Below are 16,667 nucleotides of genomic sequence, written 5' to 3'. Positions count from 1 at the left end.
CCCAAGCCGGGGTTGGCGGCAAAGCCTGCAGCGCCTGAGACGGACCAGCGGCTGCGGTAGCTGCGGGTCAGGGTTAAGGCATGCGGGCCGGTGTCGGTGTAGTCGCTGTGGGTGTAGACCTTCTCGCCGGTGGCGGGGATGATGGGGGCTTTGGTGCATATCCCAGCTTGGGGGGCGCTGTGGGGGTCGGTTTGAAGGACGACGGCAGCAACAGAGCAACTTTGCCAAGCGCTGTACCAGTTGCTAACCACGCTGCCCGTCGCAGCCGGTCCGACATAGTGATATGCATTGCGGCGCTGTTGCTGGTCTGCCTCCGCACCTGTCTCAATACGGTACGTGGTGTCTGAACCACAGTAGCGGCCTGTGGGGTCCGTGGACAAACAGTACACAACATTGGCATGTTGGGCCGCGTAAATGCTTTGCCCTTCGGCATTGAGAGAGGCTTCTAAATCACTGCACGTGGTGGCTATGGCTTGAGAGGCGACCAGCCCGAACGCCAAGCTCAAAGCGATTGTTTGTAGAACTTGCCACAGACCAACGCGCTTCCCCACTGCACTCTTCATTGCGTTCTTGAAACCCATCTCCCCCACCCCCAAAAGAAAAGGGCCTATGCATAGGCCCGGTAGTTCACTAGCGCAGCCTCATCTGCAGCAGCCACGGCTTTGGGCATGGAGCATAAGTCCCTAGGTTTGTCAGGGCCATCCCCCATGCGGGTGAATTTGGATGGGTGTGGTGTTTGGCTGACAGTCAGCGGGAATCCCAGATTACTCCTACATTGATAGCTAGCTGCGCAATGAACACGGGGGCCAGAGGCAGATTTCATTCCAATCTGCCTCTGACTGCGACGGGTGCGCAGCCCCTCAGTAATCCAGTTCCCGAATGTGCGCCGTCAGGCACATATCCAGCATCCTGCCCTTGTGCATCACTGCGGGTTTGCCGCAAATTTGCGATGAGTTCTCGATAGGTCTGTGGTGAACCTATGGCCAAACTTCCATGGATTGGCGGGCAAGCCATGGCCTAGGTGCAGCAGTTCATGGGTTCTTTTGGGGTGGTTCTATGGGCGCGCCACCCAGCGGCTAAAAGAAGAAGCCACCCGAAACCCACAGCCTTAGCGGCTGGGGTTTCGGGTGGCTTCTTTGCCTTGATTACGAGAGAAACAGGCCGCTAGCCCTCGCGGAACGTGCGCGAGCAGCTATTAATTTCGCAGCAGTTACTTTTCGAAGTATGGATCGCCGCTAGGCCAATACACAGTCACATTCTCAGGCAAGCCCTCAAGAAGATCATCTAAAAATTTGATAGCCAATGCCAAGGCCCCCATGGGATCTATGCCACGAATATCCGCCAGTCTTCCCAAATATCCGTAGATTGCGACTGGGCAGGCAGCTTCCATCTCCGGTTCAGTCCAATGTGGACAACCAATCACAAGACGAATTTCACCTTTCCTATCTGTGCTGATGTCGTGCAGAACTAATCGTCGTTCTACGATGCTGGGGAAGTCGTTTTCGGTCATCGGCAATTCTTCTTTAGGCAATTTCCGTATTCGTTCGCCGCACGTGCGTAGCACGCTTGGCGAGCCGTCGGAGTTGAGCTGGTTAACTGACACACCTTGATTTGGGCATCATACGTAGCTAAACACTTATCTCTAGCCTCTTTGTCGGCACCAGAAGTATCAGTCGGGTTGTAGGGTGGGTATGACGGCCAACTCTGCTCAGGCACTCCGCTAGCAGGTGGGGATGCGCCTGCACCAGGTTTTGCTCCTTGGTTATATACGGCACCGCCAACAATTGCCGCCACGCCAGCCGCACATGCAGGAATACGTGCACACAGTGCCGCAGCCGCAATGGCCTCCCCAACACAGAAGTCCTCAATACATAAACCGCGTGGATCAGTGAACCTCAGCGGGTTTCCCCCCACGTACCCAAAGATTGTTGCCCCCGACACGCCCGCACCGTAGTTGCAGGGCTTTTTCCTAGGCCTGGTGCGGGTTTGGCAGCGTCTGCGCTGGAGGGTTTGCATGGGTTGGGGAGGATTTTTTCCTAGAGGCACATTCTGCCTTACACACACATGCAGGCGCGCAGGCACCCAGGAGGCCATCGACGTGGGCATGCTCAAACGTACCCATATTGGGGTTATTGGAGCACTTCCAGAGGTGTTCATGCATCAAATCGGCCTCTAGCCCTCGTGGAATGTGCGTGAGTAGCTACTAAATGCATAGCGTCTATATTCCCTTCTTAGCCGCTGCATGCGCGGCGCGCAGCGCCGTGCATGGGTTTGGGCTCAGGGCTTGTTCCACCACGGATAGCCCACACGGTCGTAATACTCACGCGCCATGCTGCGCTCGTCGCTGCCGTTGCTGCAATAGCCATCAAGACGCGGATCGGCGGCCCAACTCATGATGCCGGCCAGGTCGGCAATGAAGCCACGCAGCACCAGCTCGGGCGCCACGCCGTCGCTGGCGCACAGCGCAATGAACTCTTCAGGCAAGGCCAGCTTGATGGATTTGGTTTTACGGGGCATAGGACTCCTTCGATGGTTGATGAACACGGGCGGTGCGAGTGAGGTCCGGCACGCCGCGCGTGCAGGGCTACCCCACCCCGCATAAGCGACACGGGCGGCGGCGGGGTCAGGCTGTCAAGGCTGGCCATGGGCCACCGCGCTTGCGCGGCGCGCAGCGGCCTTTACTGCCTGGCACCGCTGCTGCACCCTCGCCACCAAAGAGGGATGGGGTTCGTGCGCCAGGGCCGGGCTTGCGCGGCGATGCGCAAGCGAGCCGTGACCTACGCAGGCACAGGCACCGCGCTGGCCAGCACCCCAGCGCCGGGGTGGAGGGAGCCCCCTCGGGGGGCGGACGGGCCACAACCCGGCGCGGCCTGGACGCGCCAGCGCCAGGCCCTGCTGGGGTGGGCGGGGGCCAACACCACACACTGCGCGCAGCGCCTGACCAGAACCCCTGTGGTGACGGCTCCAGCCGTGACCACACACACCAATGGCTGTCGGGCGTGTGGCTTGTTGCTACGGCTTGCCGAGCAACAGGCCACACGCGCAGGGCAAGTGGGCGCAAGACATAACGGGGGTCGCGTGCAGCGGGGCCACAAGCAGAGCTTTAGCGGCAGCTTGGGGCCCCGCTACATGCGACAGCCCGTTATGTTGAGTTGGCCTTCGGCCAACTTACCCCGCCGCCCTGCCAGGCTGGGCCGGGCTCGATGCCCGGACTGGCCTGCCATACGTTGTCCTGCGCGGCACGCGCCTGGCTTTGACTGCTCGGACGCTGGCAAACGTGACGAAGCGGCAACGTCGCAATCACTATCATTTCAATAGCTAGTCACGCACATTCCACGAGGGCTAGCGGCCTGTTTTCCTTAAGCATCCTCGTCTTCGTCATCCGCCAGGACCTCCAATAGCGCCGTGGCTGCGTCACTGTCCAACGCCTGCGGGTTGGCATCACCCACCGGCTTGACACGCTCCAATCGGCTCGGATGCGTGGCCCGGTGCACCTCGATCAGTTTCTCAATCGAGACATGGGTGTAAATCTCCGTGGTCTCCAGACTGCTGTGTCCCAGCATGGCCTGGATGAAGCGAATGTCGGCGCCACCCTCCAGCATGTGGGTGGCGCAGGCATGGCGCAGCAGGTGGGTGGCTCCGCCCTTGTGGATGCCAGCAAAGTCCATATACCGGCGCACCTTGTCGGCGATCTGGTCGGCCCGCATGGGCAAGCCGTAATCGCTGACGAACAGCGCTTGCGTGTCGGCCGCCAACAGCTCGGGGCGGGCCTGGGTGAGGTACTTCTCCAGCCAGGCCATGGCGCGCGTTCCCAAGGGCACTACGCGCTGGTGGCCGCCCTTGCCGTGGCGCACCCACAGCACGCCGCGCAGCAGTTGCGGGGCGTACAGGTCCAGGCTCGCAACCTCACTGCGTCGGATGCCGGTGGCATACAGCAACTCCAGCAAGGTGCGGTCGCGCAGGCCTTGGGCCGTGCTTGGGTCGGCTTCTCTGAGTACCGCTTCGACCTCAGCCGCGCTCAGGATGCGCCCCGGCAGGCGCTTGGGCTGGCGGGGCAAGTCCAGATCCGCCGCCGGGTTGGCCAGGATGTGGTGCTGGCGTGTGAGCCACTTGAACCACAGCTTGATGGAGGCCAGATACTGCGCCTGCATGCCAATGCTCAAGGGTTGGCCATCGGTCTTGCGGTAGTAGAACAGGTGGCGCTGGTAGCGCTCGATCATGGGCCGGATGATCTGGGTGGGCGCGTCAATGCCGCGCTCGTCTATCCAGGTGATGAACTTGCGGATGTGCTGGCGTCGGGCGCGCACGGTGTCTGCGCTGTAGCCGGTGACGGTCATCCATTCGAAGTGCTCTTCCATGTAGCGCACCAGCAGCTTGCCCGCCAGCGGGTCATCTTGCGCATGGGCGGGGCCTGCCGGTTTGACGGCGGCGCGTTTGCGGGTCTTGAGGAGTTGGCCCTTACGCGGCATGGCCGTGTCCTGGTTGATGGTGTGGCATGGGGTCAGGCGGCTAAGGGTTGAAGGTACGGCGCACGTGCAGGTATGACGCGCTCAGACACACCGGGGGTGGCGCTTGTATCGCCCGTTTCGTCCAGCGTTTCAGCGGCGCGCTTTATTCCATGCGGGCTGGCGGCGCTTTTGGCAGGCCGCGCACCCTCCGTTTTGCTACCGTTTTGGGGCCGTTTTGGCCCCGCCAACTCCCCCGGCAGACCCCGCGAACTTTGATTCGTAGATGCAGTTTGTGACTCGGCTTGCAGGGCGCTGGTGTCGATCAGGCCCGACAGGTGCGGCCCCACGGCCTGGCCCTCGCTGCCGGCCTGGTCGTGCAGCAATTCGTATTCATAGCTCTGGCCACGCTGGCCCCGGTGCGTGAGCAGGTATTCCAACGCGGCCAGGCGCTCCAGGTGGATGCGGGCCTGGGTGTCCGACAGGCCGGTGGCGGCACGCACCTCCGAGCGGCTAAAGCGGATATCGCGCTGGGGTAGGCCCTGGGCGGCCATCTTCTCGCGCACCAGGGCCTGCACGCCCGCGAACATGCGCCGGGTCTGCGGTGGCAGCTCGTCCAGGCTCACGCCCAGCACCTCGTGCGCTAGTGCGTTGGCCAGCTCAATGTCTGACAGCGTGGCCTCGATGTACTCCACGGTTTTATCGGCAACGGTGGCGCTCTTGATTTGCCGCTGGTACTGGTGCAGCAGGGCAATGGTGTCTATCAGGGTCAGGTACTTTTCATGGTCGCGGCGCGTGCGGGTGCGGTCGTCCAGGAAGGTGAGTTGATCGGCATAGGGGTTGACTACGGCCAGGGGGCGTAACAGGCGCTGGGCGTTGCGGTGGATGGTCAGGATGGCCTGTTTCTCGTGCTTCCTGGTCAGGCCCGCCAGCGTGCGCCGCTCACGCTGCAATTTGTGGATGGCGCGGGTTTGCTCGCGGGCTTCGTCCACACTGAGCACCAGACAGCGGTTCATCAGTTCTTCGTCAATGTCGATCGCGGTCGTGGTCATGAACAGGCTCATGGGGCCTTCAACCTTGTATTCCTGGGTGATGAGGTTGCCCGTGGCTGGATCGGTGCCGGTGGACGCAATGGTGAGTTCGCCCTCGGACTGCAACAGCTTCAGCGCATAGCTGGCCCGGTGCGCGCCCTCTTCTTCGGCAATCGCCAGGATCTTGTGCTTGAGGTTGGTCTGGCCCATGTAGAACAGGGACTGCCCCGTCATGGCGCTGTACTGGATGCGCTCTTCCTCGGGCACGAAGGACAGGATTGCATCCATCAGGCTGGACTTACCGGCGGCGCTGCTGGACTGGATCACCACGGCCAGCGGCCTATCGAGCTTGCGGCTGACCGCCGCCAGGTAACCCACCAGCTTGTTCGTCGCCTCGCCCACCACGCCCGCGGCCTCGAAGTCGGCCAGGATGCGCGCCGGTAGATCGGCGGACTTGAGCAAGGCCAGTGCGTCCGCCTGCTCAGAGTCGGTCATTTTCTCGGTGGGCGTGGGTTGCAACACTTCCTTGATGGCCTCGTCCTGCACGCTCTCCAGCGCCATCAGCACACGGCCCAGGTCGGTTTTAAGGGCGCGTTCGTCCACGCCGGTCTCGGCGCTGGCCTGCGCGGCGAAGTGGCCGCGCTGCTTGGCGTTGTACAGGTCCAGCGTGTCCACATGGAAGGCGCCGCCGTCGGCGCTGGAGAGCAAGCCGATAGCAATGCGCACGTTGACCTTGAGGGTGTCGGGCGAGAGGTTCTTTTCCAATCCGCGCACGCGCCAGGCGCGCGCCGCTGGCCCCTCGCCAAAGCGGATATGCACCTCCCTGCCTGCCTCACGCTGCATGACTTCAACCCATGGGCCTTGGGCGGCTTCGGGGACCGGCGTAGCGGACAAGGCGGGCAATGCAAGGGGGATAGCGGCTAAGGGTGGAAGCTGTGCGTTCTCAGCTTCGCTATTGTTTTGGTAGCTGGTTGCGCACGTTCCACGAGGGCTAGCGGCCTGTTTTGCTTGTAACTCTTGCGCCACAGGCACTGTGGGGCGTTCTGGCGCTTTGCCTGTGCCCAGCCATGTCGCCTGCCGAATCAGCAGGCCCAGGCTCTTGGTTGCGGGTGTCACCTTGAGCGCGTAGGCGTTGGCGTCCATGCCCTTGGGGAACTGGATGCGGAAGCACTCCATGCCCTCGGCCATCAACAGCGGGGCCAGCTTGGCCGCCGCACGCTCACCCGCTTCGTCCCGGTCATAGGCAATCAGCACGCGCTGGACGCCGTGAGCCTTGAACGCCGCCATCAGTTCATCGGTGAAGCCCTCCACCCCATAGGCCGTGGTGACGTTGCGATACCCGGCACACCAGAAGGTCAGCGCATCAATGATGGCTTCGCACAGGATGATTTCCTTGCTGGCTTGCAGTGCGGCCAGGTTGAACACGCCACGGCCACGCGCCTCGTGCGCAGGCAGGTACATGTGCAAGGGTGTACCGGGGCGCAGGCGCGCCGTGATCTTGCGCCCGTACAACTCGCATACGCCACCTGCATCGTCAAGCACCGGAACCACCACCGATCCATTGAAGTGCTCATGGCCTGACTCACGGTAGATGCCAACCTTTTCCAAGCGGGCGCGAATGTCGGCACCGGTCGCCCGCTGTTTATTGGGCAGGCGCAATCCCAAGGTGCGGTTGGCGTAACCCAGCTTGAAGTACTCCACCAGCTCGGGGTGATTGAGGCCGCGCGATTGGAGATAGGCCAGGGCCTCGGGCGACTGCTTCAAGGTCTGGTGGTAGTAGTCCACCACCTGTACCAGCAAGGCCCGGTCGTCGGCATCCAGCGCCACCGGGGGAGCCAGGACCCGCACGCTGGTGCGCTTGACTGGCTCACCAGAAGACAGGGATTCAGCAGCTAAAGCGGAATCGTCCTTGAGCAGTTCAACGGCATGGCGAAACGATACGCCCTTGAGCTTCATCACCCAGTCAATCGGACCGCCGCCACACTGGCAACCAAAGCAGTGCCACAGGTTCTTGGCCGGGGTCACCACAAGAGAAGCGGTGTCATCGTCGTGGAAGGGGCATTGGCCCGACAGGTCTTTGCCCACCTTCTTCAACGCTACGCCCGCCGCTTCCACCAGGCGCTGCACCGCGATTTCATCTTTCAGCCGCTGGACTTCGGTATCGGGGATGCGCGCCATGTGGAGTCCTTTCAAGCAGTTCCCGACCAAGCCATAGGGGCAATTGGCCAAACGGGTGAAGAAATAAATAATTCAACATCAACATTACCACATAATGTGGTTGTCTACCGCGTTTTCAAAAAATGGAGGGTTAAGGTATGGGCCAGATCATTGGTATGGAGCGCCCCCACGTGGCTATCAGTCAGGACGAGCGAGAGTTTTTTATTGCGCTGGGCAGCCGCATGGCCGAGCAGCGCAAGCGCTTGAACATCACACAGATGCAGATGGCAGAAACGCTATCGGTGTCACAGCAGACGGTCAACGCCTATGAGTCCGGCCAGCGCCGGGTGCCGGTGTCGATGCTGCCGCTGTTGGCGCACACGCTGGCTTTGAGTCTGGAGGAACTGATCGGGGAACCACCATCGCCCGTGGCACGCAAGCGCGGGCCAACGCCGGCGCTACAGCGCCACATGGAGCGCATCAGCGCGTTACCCAAGGCACAACAGAAGTTCGTGTTGCAGGTGCTTGATTCAGTGTTGCAGCAGGCGCATTAAACGGCGCGTCAGCAGCGGCTAAAAGAAGAAGCCACCCGGAACCCCACAGCTTTAGCGGCTGGCAGGGGTTGCGGGTGGCTTTTTTTGTTTTAGATTAAGAAGAGAATTTGGCCGTAGCCCTCATGGAATGTGCGCAAGAAGCTATTTATTTTGTAGCAATCCATTTTGATAATCAGACCCGCAGAGATTGGGCTTGGCTTCGGCTGGATGCACGATGCAACTCCACGTCACCTTCCCCTGCTCAAGGGTCGGCTCTTGCACCACAACCACCGCGAACTTGGTGTTTTGAATCACGATGGCTCCGCCTGTTGTCACCCAACCGAAGTCGAATTTCATAGGGGCCAAACCGGGCGGCGGAGGCAGTTGCAACGGACCGGCCTGCGGCACAGGTTTTCCAGGGGAAGCGATTAGCGACTTAGTAATCTCTGTCTTCAATGGCGCAGAGTGACCAACAACCAAGCCAACGTAGTGGCGCGGTGTGACTTCATCCACGGGACTGCAAGCTGCAACAAGTACAGCAATCAAAACCATAGCCCGCATTCTCATCGTGTACATGAGCATCCCGAGTCTCCGTTTTGAAGTGCTTTGTTGTACTGGTCAAGCAGTTGACGCGTAATCATGGCCTCGGCCTTCTCGTCCAATTGGCGATGTAAGACCCCAAGCGGATTTCCCATCCTGATTCTTGTTATCGCCTTTCCACCGATGCCTTGATTGACGTGCAACATCTCATGCGCCAATGTCTGCAGGAACTCACTTCGGAGCATGTCATTTACAGGTGTTTTGCTGTCTCCATACAACTTCGAGTTCAAAGTGACGTTATTGCTCCAATCAGTCATGCCTGCGCCGTTCTCGCCCATGTCGGCCATCGTGATTGATCTTGCCAATTTGTCGAATTCGCTGGGGTTGGCACATCGGAGTGTTGCCACCGCTTTTCTGATTTCTTCATCCGTGGCCAAGCCCAGCCTGTCGGTGTGGGAGAGTGGATTCCCACCCACATATGCAAAGATTGTTGCCCCCGACACGCCCGCACCGTAGTTGCAGGGCTTTTTCCTAGGCCTGGTGCGGGTTTGGCAGCGTCTGCGCTGGAGGGTTTGCATGGGTTGGGGAGGATTTTTTCCTAGAGGCACATTCTGCCTTACACACACATGCAGGCGCGCAGGCACCCAGGAGGCCATCGACGTGGGCATGCTCAAACGTACCCATATTGGGGTTATTGGAGCACTTCCAGAGGTGTTCATGCATCAAATCGGCCTCTAGCCCTCGTGGAATGTGCGTGAGTAGCTACTAAATGCATAGCGTCTATATTCCCTTCTTAGCCGCTGCATGCGCGGCGCGCAGCGCCGTGCATGGGTTTGGGCTCAGGGCTTGTTCCACCACGGATAGCCCACACGGTCGTAATACTCACGCGCCATGCTGCGCTCGTCGCTGCCGTTGCTGCAATAGCCATCAAGACGCGGATCGGCGGCCCAACTCATGATGCCGGCCAGGTCGGCAATGAAGCCACGCAGCACCAGCTCGGGCGCCACGCCGTCGCTGGCGCACAGCGCAATGAACTCTTCAGGCAAGGCCAGCTTGATGGATTTGGTTTTACGGGGCATAGGACTCCTTCGATGGTTGATGAACACGGGCGGTGCGAGTGAGGTCCGGCACGCCGCGCGTGCAGGGCTACCCCACCCCGCATAAGCGACACGGGCGGCGGCGGGGTCAGGCTGTCAAGGCTGGCCATGGGCCACCGCGCTTGCGCGGCGCGCAGCGGCCTTTACTGCCTGGCACCGCTGCTGCACCCTCGCCACCAAAGAGGGATGGGGTTCGTGCGCCAGGGCCGGGCTTGCGCGGCGATGCGCAAGCGAGCCGTGACCTACGCAGGCACAGGCACCGCGCTGGCCAGCACCCCAGCGCCGGGGTGGAGGGAGCCCCCTCGGGGGGCGGACGGGCCACAACCCGGCGCGGCCTGGACGCGCCAGCGCCAGGCCCTGCTGGGGTGGGCGGGGGCCAACACCACACACTGCGCGCAGCGCCTGACCAGAACCCCTGTGGTGACGGCTCCAGCCGTGACCACACACACCAATGGCTGTCGGGCGTGTGGCTTGTTGCTACGGCTTGCCGAGCAACAGGCCACACGCGCAGGGCAAGTGGGCGCAAGACATAACGGGGGTCGCGTGCAGCGGGGCCACAAGCAGAGCTTTAGCGGCAGCTTGGGGCCCCGCTACATGCGACAGCCCGTTATGTTGAGTTGGCCTTCGGCCAACTTACCCCGCCGCCCTGCCAGGCTGGGCCGGGCTCGATGCCCGGACTGGCCTGCCATACGTTGTCCTGCGCGGCACGCGCCTGGCTTTGACTGCTCGGACGCTGGCAAACGTGACGAAGCGGCAACGTCGCAATCACTATCATTTCAATAGCTAGTCACGCACATTCCACGAGGGCTAGCGGCCTGTTTTCCTTAAGCATCCTCGTCTTCGTCATCCGCCAGGACCTCCAATAGCGCCGTGGCTGCGTCACTGTCCAACGCCTGCGGGTTGGCATCACCCACCGGCTTGACACGCTCCAATCGGCTCGGATGCGTGGCCCGGTGCACCTCGATCAGTTTCTCAATCGAGACATGGGTGTAAATCTCCGTGGTCTCCAGACTGCTGTGTCCCAGCATGGCCTGGATGAAGCGAATGTCGGCGCCACCCTCCAGCATGTGGGTGGCGCAGGCATGGCGCAGCAGGTGGGTGGCTCCGCCCTTGTGGATGCCAGCAAAGTCCATATACCGGCGCACCTTGTCGGCGATCTGGTCGGCCCGCATGGGCAAGCCGTAATCGCTGACGAACAGCGCTTGCGTGTCGGCCGCCAACAGCTCGGGGCGGGCCTGGGTGAGGTACTTCTCCAGCCAGGCCATGGCGCGCGTTCCCAAGGGCACTACGCGCTGGTGGCCGCCCTTGCCGTGGCGCACCCACAGCACGCCGCGCAGCAGTTGCGGGGCGTACAGGTCCAGGCTCGCAACCTCACTGCGTCGGATGCCGGTGGCATACAGCAACTCCAGCAAGGTGCGGTCGCGCAGGCCTTGGGCCGTGCTTGGGTCGGCTTCTCTGAGTACCGCTTCGACCTCAGCCGCGCTCAGGATGCGCCCCGGCAGGCGCTTGGGCTGGCGGGGCAAGTCCAGATCCGCCGCCGGGTTGGCCAGGATGTGGTGCTGGCGTGTGAGCCACTTGAACCACAGCTTGATGGAGGCCAGATACTGCGCCTGCATGCCAATGCTCAAGGGTTGGCCATCGGTCTTGCGGTAGTAGAACAGGTGGCGCTGGTAGCGCTCGATCATGGGCCGGATGATCTGGGTGGGCGCGTCAATGCCGCGCTCGTCTATCCAGGTGATGAACTTGCGGATGTGCTGGCGTCGGGCGCGCACGGTGTCTGCGCTGTAGCCGGTGACGGTCATCCATTCGAAGTGCTCTTCCATGTAGCGCACCAGCAGCTTGCCCGCCAGCGGGTCATCTTGCGCATGGGCGGGGCCTGCCGGTTTGACGGCGGCGCGTTTGCGGGTCTTGAGGAGTTGGCCCTTACGCGGCATGGCCGTGTCCTGGTTGATGGTGTGGCATGGGGTCAGGCGGCTAAGGGTTGAAGGTACGGCGCACGTGCAGGTATGACGCGCTCAGACACACCGGGGGTGGCGCTTGTATCGCCCGTTTCGTCCAGCGTTTCAGCGGCGCGCTTTATTCCATGCGGGCTGGCGGCGCTTTTGGCAGGCCGCGCACCCTCCGTTTTGCTACCGTTTTGGGGCCGTTTTGGCCCCGCCAACTCCCCCGGCAGACCCCGCGAACTTTGATTCGTAGATGCAGTTTGTGACTCGGCTTGCAGGGCGCTGGTGTCGATCAGGCCCGACAGGTGCGGCCCCACGGCCTGGCCCTCGCTGCCGGCCTGGTCGTGCAGCAATTCGTATTCATAGCTCTGGCCACGCTGGCCCCGGTGCGTGAGCAGGTATTCCAACGCGGCCAGGCGCTCCAGGTGGATGCGGGCCTGGGTGTCCGACAGGCCGGTGGCGGCACGCACCTCCGAGCGGCTAAAGCGGATATCGCGCTGGGGTAGGCCCTGGGCGGCCATCTTCTCGCGCACCAGGGCCTGCACGCCCGCGAACATGCGCCGGGTCTGCGGTGGCAGCTCGTCCAGGCTCACGCCCAGCACCTCGTGCGCTAGTGCGTTGGCCAGCTCAATGTCTGACAGCGTGGCCTCGATGTACTCCACGGTTTTATCGGCAACGGTGGCGCTCTTGATTTGCCGCTGGTACTGGTGCAGCAGGGCAATGGTGTCTATCAGGGTCAGGTACTTTTCATGGTCGCGGCGCGTGCGGGTGCGGTCGTCCAGGAAGGTGAGTTGATCGGCATAGGGGTTGACTACGGCCAGGGGGCGTAACAGGCGCTGGGCGTTGCGGTGGATGGTCAGGATGGCCTGTTTCTCGTGCTTCCTGGTCAGGCCCGCCAGCGTGCGCCGCTCACGCTGCAATTTGTGGATGGCGCGGGTTTGCTCGCGGGCTTCGTCCACACTGAGCACCAGACAGCGGTTCATCAGTTCTTCGTCAATGTCGATCGCGGTCGTGGTCATGAACAGGCTCATGGGGCCTTCAACCTTGTATTCCTGGGTGATGAGGTTGCCCGTGGCTGGATCGGTGCCGGTGGACGCAATGGTGAGTTCGCCCTCGGACTGCAACAGCTTCAGCGCATAGCTGGCCCGGTGCGCGCCCTCTTCTTCGGCAATCGCCAGGATCTTGTGCTTGAGGTTGGTCTGGCCCATGTAGAACAGGGACTGCCCCGTCATGGCGCTGTACTGGATGCGCTCTTCCTCGGGCACGAAGGACAGGATTGCATCCATCAGGCTGGACTTACCGGCGGCGCTGCTGGACTGGATCACCACGGCCAGCGGCCTATCGAGCTTGCGGCTGACCGCCGCCAGGTAACCCACCAGCTTGTTCGTCGCCTCGCCCACCACGCCCGCGGCCTCGAAGTCGGCCAGGATGCGCGCCGGTAGATCGGCGGACTTGAGCAAGGCCAGTGCGTCCGCCTGCTCAGAGTCGGTCATTTTCTCGGTGGGCGTGGGTTGCAACACTTCCTTGATGGCCTCGTCCTGCACGCTCTCCAGCGCCATCAGCACACGGCCCAGGTCGGTTTTAAGGGCGCGTTCGTCCACGCCGGTCTCGGCGCTGGCCTGCGCGGCGAAGTGGCCGCGCTGCTTGGCGTTGTACAGGTCCAGCGTGTCCACATGGAAGGCGCCGCCGTCGGCGCTGGAGAGCAAGCCGATAGCAATGCGCACGTTGACCTTGAGGGTGTCGGGCGAGAGGTTCTTTTCCAATCCGCGCACGCGCCAGGCGCGCGCCGCTGGCCCCTCGCCAAAGCGGATATGCACCTCCCTGCCTGCCTCACGCTGCATGACTTCAACCCATGGGCCTTGGGCGGCTTCGGGGACCGGCGTAGCGGACAAGGCGGGCAATGCAAGGGGGATAGCGGCTAAGGGTGGAAGCTGTGCGTTCTCAGCTTCGCTATTGTTTTGGTAGCTGGTTGCGCACGTTCCACGAGGGCTAGCGGCCTGTTTTGCTTGTAACTCTTGCGCCACAGGCACTGTGGGGCGTTCTGGCGCTTTGCCTGTGCCCAGCCATGTCGCCTGCCGAATCAGCAGGCCCAGGCTCTTGGTTGCGGGTGTCACCTTGAGCGCGTAGGCGTTGGCGTCCATGCCCTTGGGGAACTGGATGCGGAAGCACTCCATGCCCTCGGCCATCAACAGCGGGGCCAGCTTGGCCGCCGCACGCTCACCCGCTTCGTCCCGGTCATAGGCAATCAGCACGCGCTGGACGCCGTGAGCCTTGAACGCCGCCATCAGTTCATCGGTGAAGCCCTCCACCCCATAGGCCGTGGTGACGTTGCGATACCCGGCACACCAGAAGGTCAGCGCATCAATGATGGCTTCGCACAGGATGATTTCCTTGCTGGCTTGCAGTGCGGCCAGGTTGAACACGCCACGGCCACGCGCCTCGTGCGCAGGCAGGTACATGTGCAAGGGTGTACCGGGGCGCAGGCGCGCCGTGATCTTGCGCCCGTACAACTCGCATACGCCACCTGCATCGTCAAGCACCGGAACCACCACCGATCCATTGAAGTGCTCATGGCCTGACTCACGGTAGATGCCAACCTTTTCCAAGCGGGCGCGAATGTCGGCACCGGTCGCCCGCTGTTTATTGGGCAGGCGCAATCCCAAGGTGCGGTTGGCGTAACCCAGCTTGAAGTACTCCACCAGCTCGGGGTGATTGAGGCCGCGCGATTGGAGATAGGCCAGGGCCTCGGGCGACTGCTTCAAGGTCTGGTGGTAGTAGTCCACCACCTGTACCAGCAAGGCCCGGTCGTCGGCATCCAGCGCCACCGGGGGAGCCAGGACCCGCACGCTGGTGCGCTTGACTGGCTCACCAGAAGACAGGGATTCAGCAGCTAAAGCGGAATCGTCCTTGAGCAGTTCAACGGCATGGCGAAACGATACGCCCTTGAGCTTCATCACCCAGTCAATCGGACCGCCGCCACACTGGCAACCAAAGCAGTGCCACAGGTTCTTGGCCGGGGTCACCACAAGAGAAGCGGTGTCATCGTCGTGGAAGGGGCATTGGCCCGACAGGTCTTTGCCCACCTTCTTCAACGCTACGCCCGCCGCTTCCACCAGGCGCTGCACCGCGATTTCATCTTTCAGCCGCTGGACTTCGGTATCGGGGATGCGCGCCATGTGGAGTCCTTTCAAGCAGTTCCCGACCAAGCCATAGGGGCAATTGGCCAAACGGGTGAAGAAATAAATAATTCAACATCAACATTACCACATAATGTGGTTGTCTACCGCGTTTTCAAAAAATGGAGGGTTAAGGTATGGGCCAGATCATTGGTATGGAGCGCCCCCACGTGGCTATCAGTCAGGACGAGCGAGAGTTTTTTATTGCGCTGGGCAGCCGCATGGCCGAGCAGCGCAAGCGCTTGAACATCACACAGATGCAGATGGCAGAAACGCTATCGGTGTCACAGCAGACGGTCAACGCCTATGAGTCCGGCCAGCGCCGGGTGCCGGTGTCGATGCTGCCGCTGTTGGCGCACACGCTGGCTTTGAGTCTGGAGGAACTGATCGGGGAACCACCATCGCCCGTGGCACGCAAGCGCGGGCCAACGCCGGCGCTACAGCGCCACATGGAGCGCATCAGCGCGTTACCCAAGGCACAACAGAAGTTCGTGTTGCAGGTGCTTGATTCAGTGTTGCAGCAGGCGCATTAAACGGCGCGTCAGCAGCGGCTAAAAGAAGAAGCCACCCGGAACCCCACAGCTTTAGCGGCTGGCAGGGGTTGCGGGTGGCTTTTTTTGTTTTAGATTAAGAAGAGAATTTGGCCGTAGCCCTCATGGAATGTGCGCAAGAAGCTATTTATTTTGTAGCAATCCATTTTGATAATCAGACCCGCAGAGATTGGGCTTGGCTTCGGCTGGATGCACGATGCAACTCCACGTCACCTTCCCCTGCTCAAGGGTCGGCTCTTGCACCACAACCACCGCGAACTTGGTGTTTTGAATCACGATGGCTCCGCCTGTTGTCACCCAACCGAAGTCGAATTTCATAGGGGCCAAACCGGGCGGCGGAGGCAGTTGCAACGGACCGGCCTGCGGCACAGGTTTTCCAGGGGAAGCGATTAGCGACTTAGTAATCTCTGTCTTCAATGGCGCAGAGTGACCAACAACCAAGCCAACGTAGTGGCGCGGTGTGACTTCATCCACGGGACTGCAAGCTGCAACAAGTACAGCAATCAAAACCATAGCCCGCATTCTCATCGTGTACATGAGCATCCCGAGTCTCCGTTTTGAAGTGCTTTGTTGTACTGGTCAAGCAGTTGACGCGTAATCATGGCCTCGGCCTTCTCGTCCAATTGGCGATGTAAGACCCCAAGCGGATTTCCCATCCTGATTCTTGTTATCGCCTTTCCACCGATGCCTTGATTGACGTGCAACATCTCATGCGCCAATGTCTGCAGGAACTCACTTCGGAGCATGTCATTTACAGGTGTTTTGCTGTCTCCATACAACTTCGAGTTCAAAGTGACGTTATTGCTCCAATCAGTCATGCCTGCGCCGTTCTCGCCCATGTCGGCCATCGTGATTGATCTTGCCAATTTGTCGAATTCGCTGGGGTTGGCACATCGGAGTGTTGCCACCGCTTTTCTGATTTCTTCATCCGTGGCCAAGCCCAGCCTGTCGGTGTGGGAGAGTGGATTCCCACCCACATATGCAAATCCATTCCAACCGCCGGCCAAGCCGATGAGGTCGAACTGATCGTAACGTCCTTGCGCAGCACGATACGACCGCCAGTAGTTGTAGCTCAGGTTCGATTCCGAATCAAAGTACTGCCCCGGGAACCTCAAATTCACCGCAAAGCTAGGCGCCGTGGCCTTCAGCAAGGTCGGCTGGTTGGTAATCGCCACCTTCGGATTGGTCGTAGCT

General features: G+C 61.3%; 14 protein-coding genes. 2 read left to right on the top strand and 12 right to left on the bottom strand.

Going from position 1 to position 16,667, the window contains the following annotated elements; translation table 11 throughout:
- From AC097R_RS21245 to AC097R_RS21225, 5 genes are all read right to left on the bottom strand, one after another.
- Nucleotides 1–380: DUF6531 domain-containing protein (locus AC097R_RS21245; RefSeq protein WP_479600199.1), on the bottom strand; the 380-nt coding region annotated here is incomplete at its 3' end.
- Nucleotides 381–1,210: 830 nt separating this feature from the next.
- Nucleotides 1,211–1,510, bottom strand: coding sequence for a hypothetical protein (locus AC097R_RS21240; protein WP_479600198.1), 300 nt, complete (start codon nt 1,508–1,510; stop codon nt 1,211–1,213).
- Between the two features lie 767 nt (nt 1,511–2,277).
- Nucleotides 2,278–2,517 (bottom strand): hypothetical protein, encoded by a 240-nt coding sequence (locus AC097R_RS21235; RefSeq protein WP_479600196.1) that lies wholly within the window; start codon nt 2,515–2,517, stop codon nt 2,278–2,280.
- Nucleotides 2,518–3,359: 842 nt separating this feature from the next.
- Entirely contained in the window at nt 3,360–4,469 is a 1,110-nt protein-coding gene (gene xerC / locus AC097R_RS21230; protein ID WP_479600195.1) for a site-specific tyrosine recombinase XerC, read from the bottom strand.
- A 32-nt stretch (nt 4,470–4,501) separates the two neighbouring features.
- Complete coding sequence (locus AC097R_RS21225) at nt 4,502–7,654, bottom strand: CHC2 zinc finger domain-containing protein (protein WP_479600194.1); 3,153 nt, start codon at nt 7,652–7,654, stop codon at nt 4,502–4,504.
- Between the two features lie 137 nt (nt 7,655–7,791).
- Here AC097R_RS21225 and AC097R_RS21220 point away from each other — a divergent pair, with 137 nt between their 5' ends.
- Nucleotides 7,792–8,187 (top strand): helix-turn-helix domain-containing protein, encoded by a 396-nt coding sequence (locus AC097R_RS21220; RefSeq protein ID WP_479600193.1) that lies wholly within the window; start codon nt 7,792–7,794, stop codon nt 8,185–8,187.
- A 141-nt stretch (nt 8,188–8,328) separates the two neighbouring features.
- Here AC097R_RS21220 and AC097R_RS21215 read toward each other — a convergent pair whose 3' ends face one another.
- From AC097R_RS21215 to AC097R_RS21195, 5 genes are all read right to left on the bottom strand, one after another.
- Nucleotides 8,329–8,718 carry a hypothetical protein gene (locus tag AC097R_RS21215; RefSeq protein ID WP_479600192.1) on the bottom strand — a complete coding sequence of 130 codons (390 nt, stop codon included), beginning with the start codon at nt 8,716–8,718 and terminating at the stop codon, nt 8,329–8,331.
- Nucleotides 8,719–8,729: 11 nt separating this feature from the next.
- The gene (locus AC097R_RS21210) at nt 8,730–9,284 is read right to left on the bottom strand and encodes a hypothetical protein (RefSeq protein ID WP_479600197.1); all 555 of its coding nucleotides are present in this window, start codon (nt 9,282–9,284) and stop codon (nt 8,730–8,732) included.
- A 261-nt stretch (nt 9,285–9,545) separates the two neighbouring features.
- On the bottom strand, nt 9,546–9,785 hold the full coding sequence (locus AC097R_RS21205) for a hypothetical protein (protein WP_479600196.1): 240 nt from the start codon (nt 9,783–9,785) through the stop codon (nt 9,546–9,548).
- 842 nt (nt 9,786–10,627) lie between these two features.
- Nucleotides 10,628–11,737, bottom strand: a complete 1,110-nt coding sequence (gene xerC / locus AC097R_RS21200; protein ID WP_479600195.1) for a site-specific tyrosine recombinase XerC — start codon at nt 11,735–11,737, stop codon at nt 10,628–10,630.
- A gap of 32 nt (nt 11,738–11,769) precedes the next feature.
- On the bottom strand, nt 11,770–14,922 hold the full coding sequence (locus AC097R_RS21195) for a CHC2 zinc finger domain-containing protein (RefSeq protein ID WP_479600194.1): 3,153 nt from the start codon (nt 14,920–14,922) through the stop codon (nt 11,770–11,772).
- A gap of 137 nt (nt 14,923–15,059) precedes the next feature.
- Here AC097R_RS21195 and AC097R_RS21190 point away from each other — a divergent pair, with 137 nt between their 5' ends.
- On the top strand, nt 15,060–15,455 hold the full coding sequence (locus AC097R_RS21190) for a helix-turn-helix domain-containing protein (protein WP_479600193.1): 396 nt from the start codon (nt 15,060–15,062) through the stop codon (nt 15,453–15,455).
- A 141-nt stretch (nt 15,456–15,596) separates the two neighbouring features.
- On the opposite strand, the gene AC097R_RS21185 is transcribed toward AC097R_RS21190, so the two are convergent.
- Both AC097R_RS21185 and AC097R_RS21180 read right to left on the bottom strand, forming a co-directional pair.
- A complete protein-coding gene (locus AC097R_RS21185; protein WP_479600192.1) occupies nt 15,597–15,986 on the bottom strand; it encodes a hypothetical protein in 390 nt (129 codons plus the stop codon).
- A gap of 11 nt (nt 15,987–15,997) precedes the next feature.
- Nucleotides 15,998–16,667, bottom strand: a 670-nt coding sequence (locus tag AC097R_RS21180; protein ID WP_479600191.1) for an RHS repeat-associated core domain-containing protein, incomplete at its 5' end; no start/stop codon positions are given.

The organism is Rhodoferax sp. ZS1R25 (assembly GCF_056521335.1).
The sequence above is the reverse complement of the archived record's forward strand: the minus strand, read 5'-3'. Positions and strand labels throughout refer to the sequence as shown.

Excerpts from the sequence above, each read along its gene's own strand:
- AC097R_RS21225 (WP_479600194.1), bottom strand. The coding sequence starts at position 7,654 with ATGGCGCGCATCCCCGATACCGAAGTCCAGCGGCTGAAAGATGAAATC.
- AC097R_RS21240 (WP_479600198.1), bottom strand. The coding sequence starts at position 1,510 with ATGACCGAAAACGACTTCCCCAGCATCGTAGAACGACGATTAGTTCTG.
- xerC (WP_479600195.1), bottom strand. The coding sequence starts at position 11,737 with ATGCCGCGTAAGGGCCAACTCCTCAAGACCCGCAAACGCGCCGCCGTC.
- xerC (WP_479600195.1), bottom strand. The coding sequence starts at position 4,469 with ATGCCGCGTAAGGGCCAACTCCTCAAGACCCGCAAACGCGCCGCCGTC.
- AC097R_RS21235 (WP_479600196.1), bottom strand. The coding sequence starts at position 2,517 with ATGCCCCGTAAAACCAAATCCATCAAGCTGGCCTTGCCTGAAGAGTTC.
- AC097R_RS21190 (WP_479600193.1), top strand. The coding sequence starts at position 15,060 with ATGGGCCAGATCATTGGTATGGAGCGCCCCCACGTGGCTATCAGTCAG.
- AC097R_RS21185 (WP_479600192.1), bottom strand. The coding sequence starts at position 15,986 with ATGGTTTTGATTGCTGTACTTGTTGCAGCTTGCAGTCCCGTGGATGAA.
- AC097R_RS21195 (WP_479600194.1), bottom strand. The coding sequence starts at position 14,922 with ATGGCGCGCATCCCCGATACCGAAGTCCAGCGGCTGAAAGATGAAATC.
- AC097R_RS21210 (WP_479600197.1), bottom strand. The coding sequence starts at position 9,284 with ATGCAAACCCTCCAGCGCAGACGCTGCCAAACCCGCACCAGGCCTAGG.
- AC097R_RS21220 (WP_479600193.1), top strand. The coding sequence starts at position 7,792 with ATGGGCCAGATCATTGGTATGGAGCGCCCCCACGTGGCTATCAGTCAG.
- AC097R_RS21205 (WP_479600196.1), bottom strand. The coding sequence starts at position 9,785 with ATGCCCCGTAAAACCAAATCCATCAAGCTGGCCTTGCCTGAAGAGTTC.
- AC097R_RS21215 (WP_479600192.1), bottom strand. The coding sequence starts at position 8,718 with ATGGTTTTGATTGCTGTACTTGTTGCAGCTTGCAGTCCCGTGGATGAA.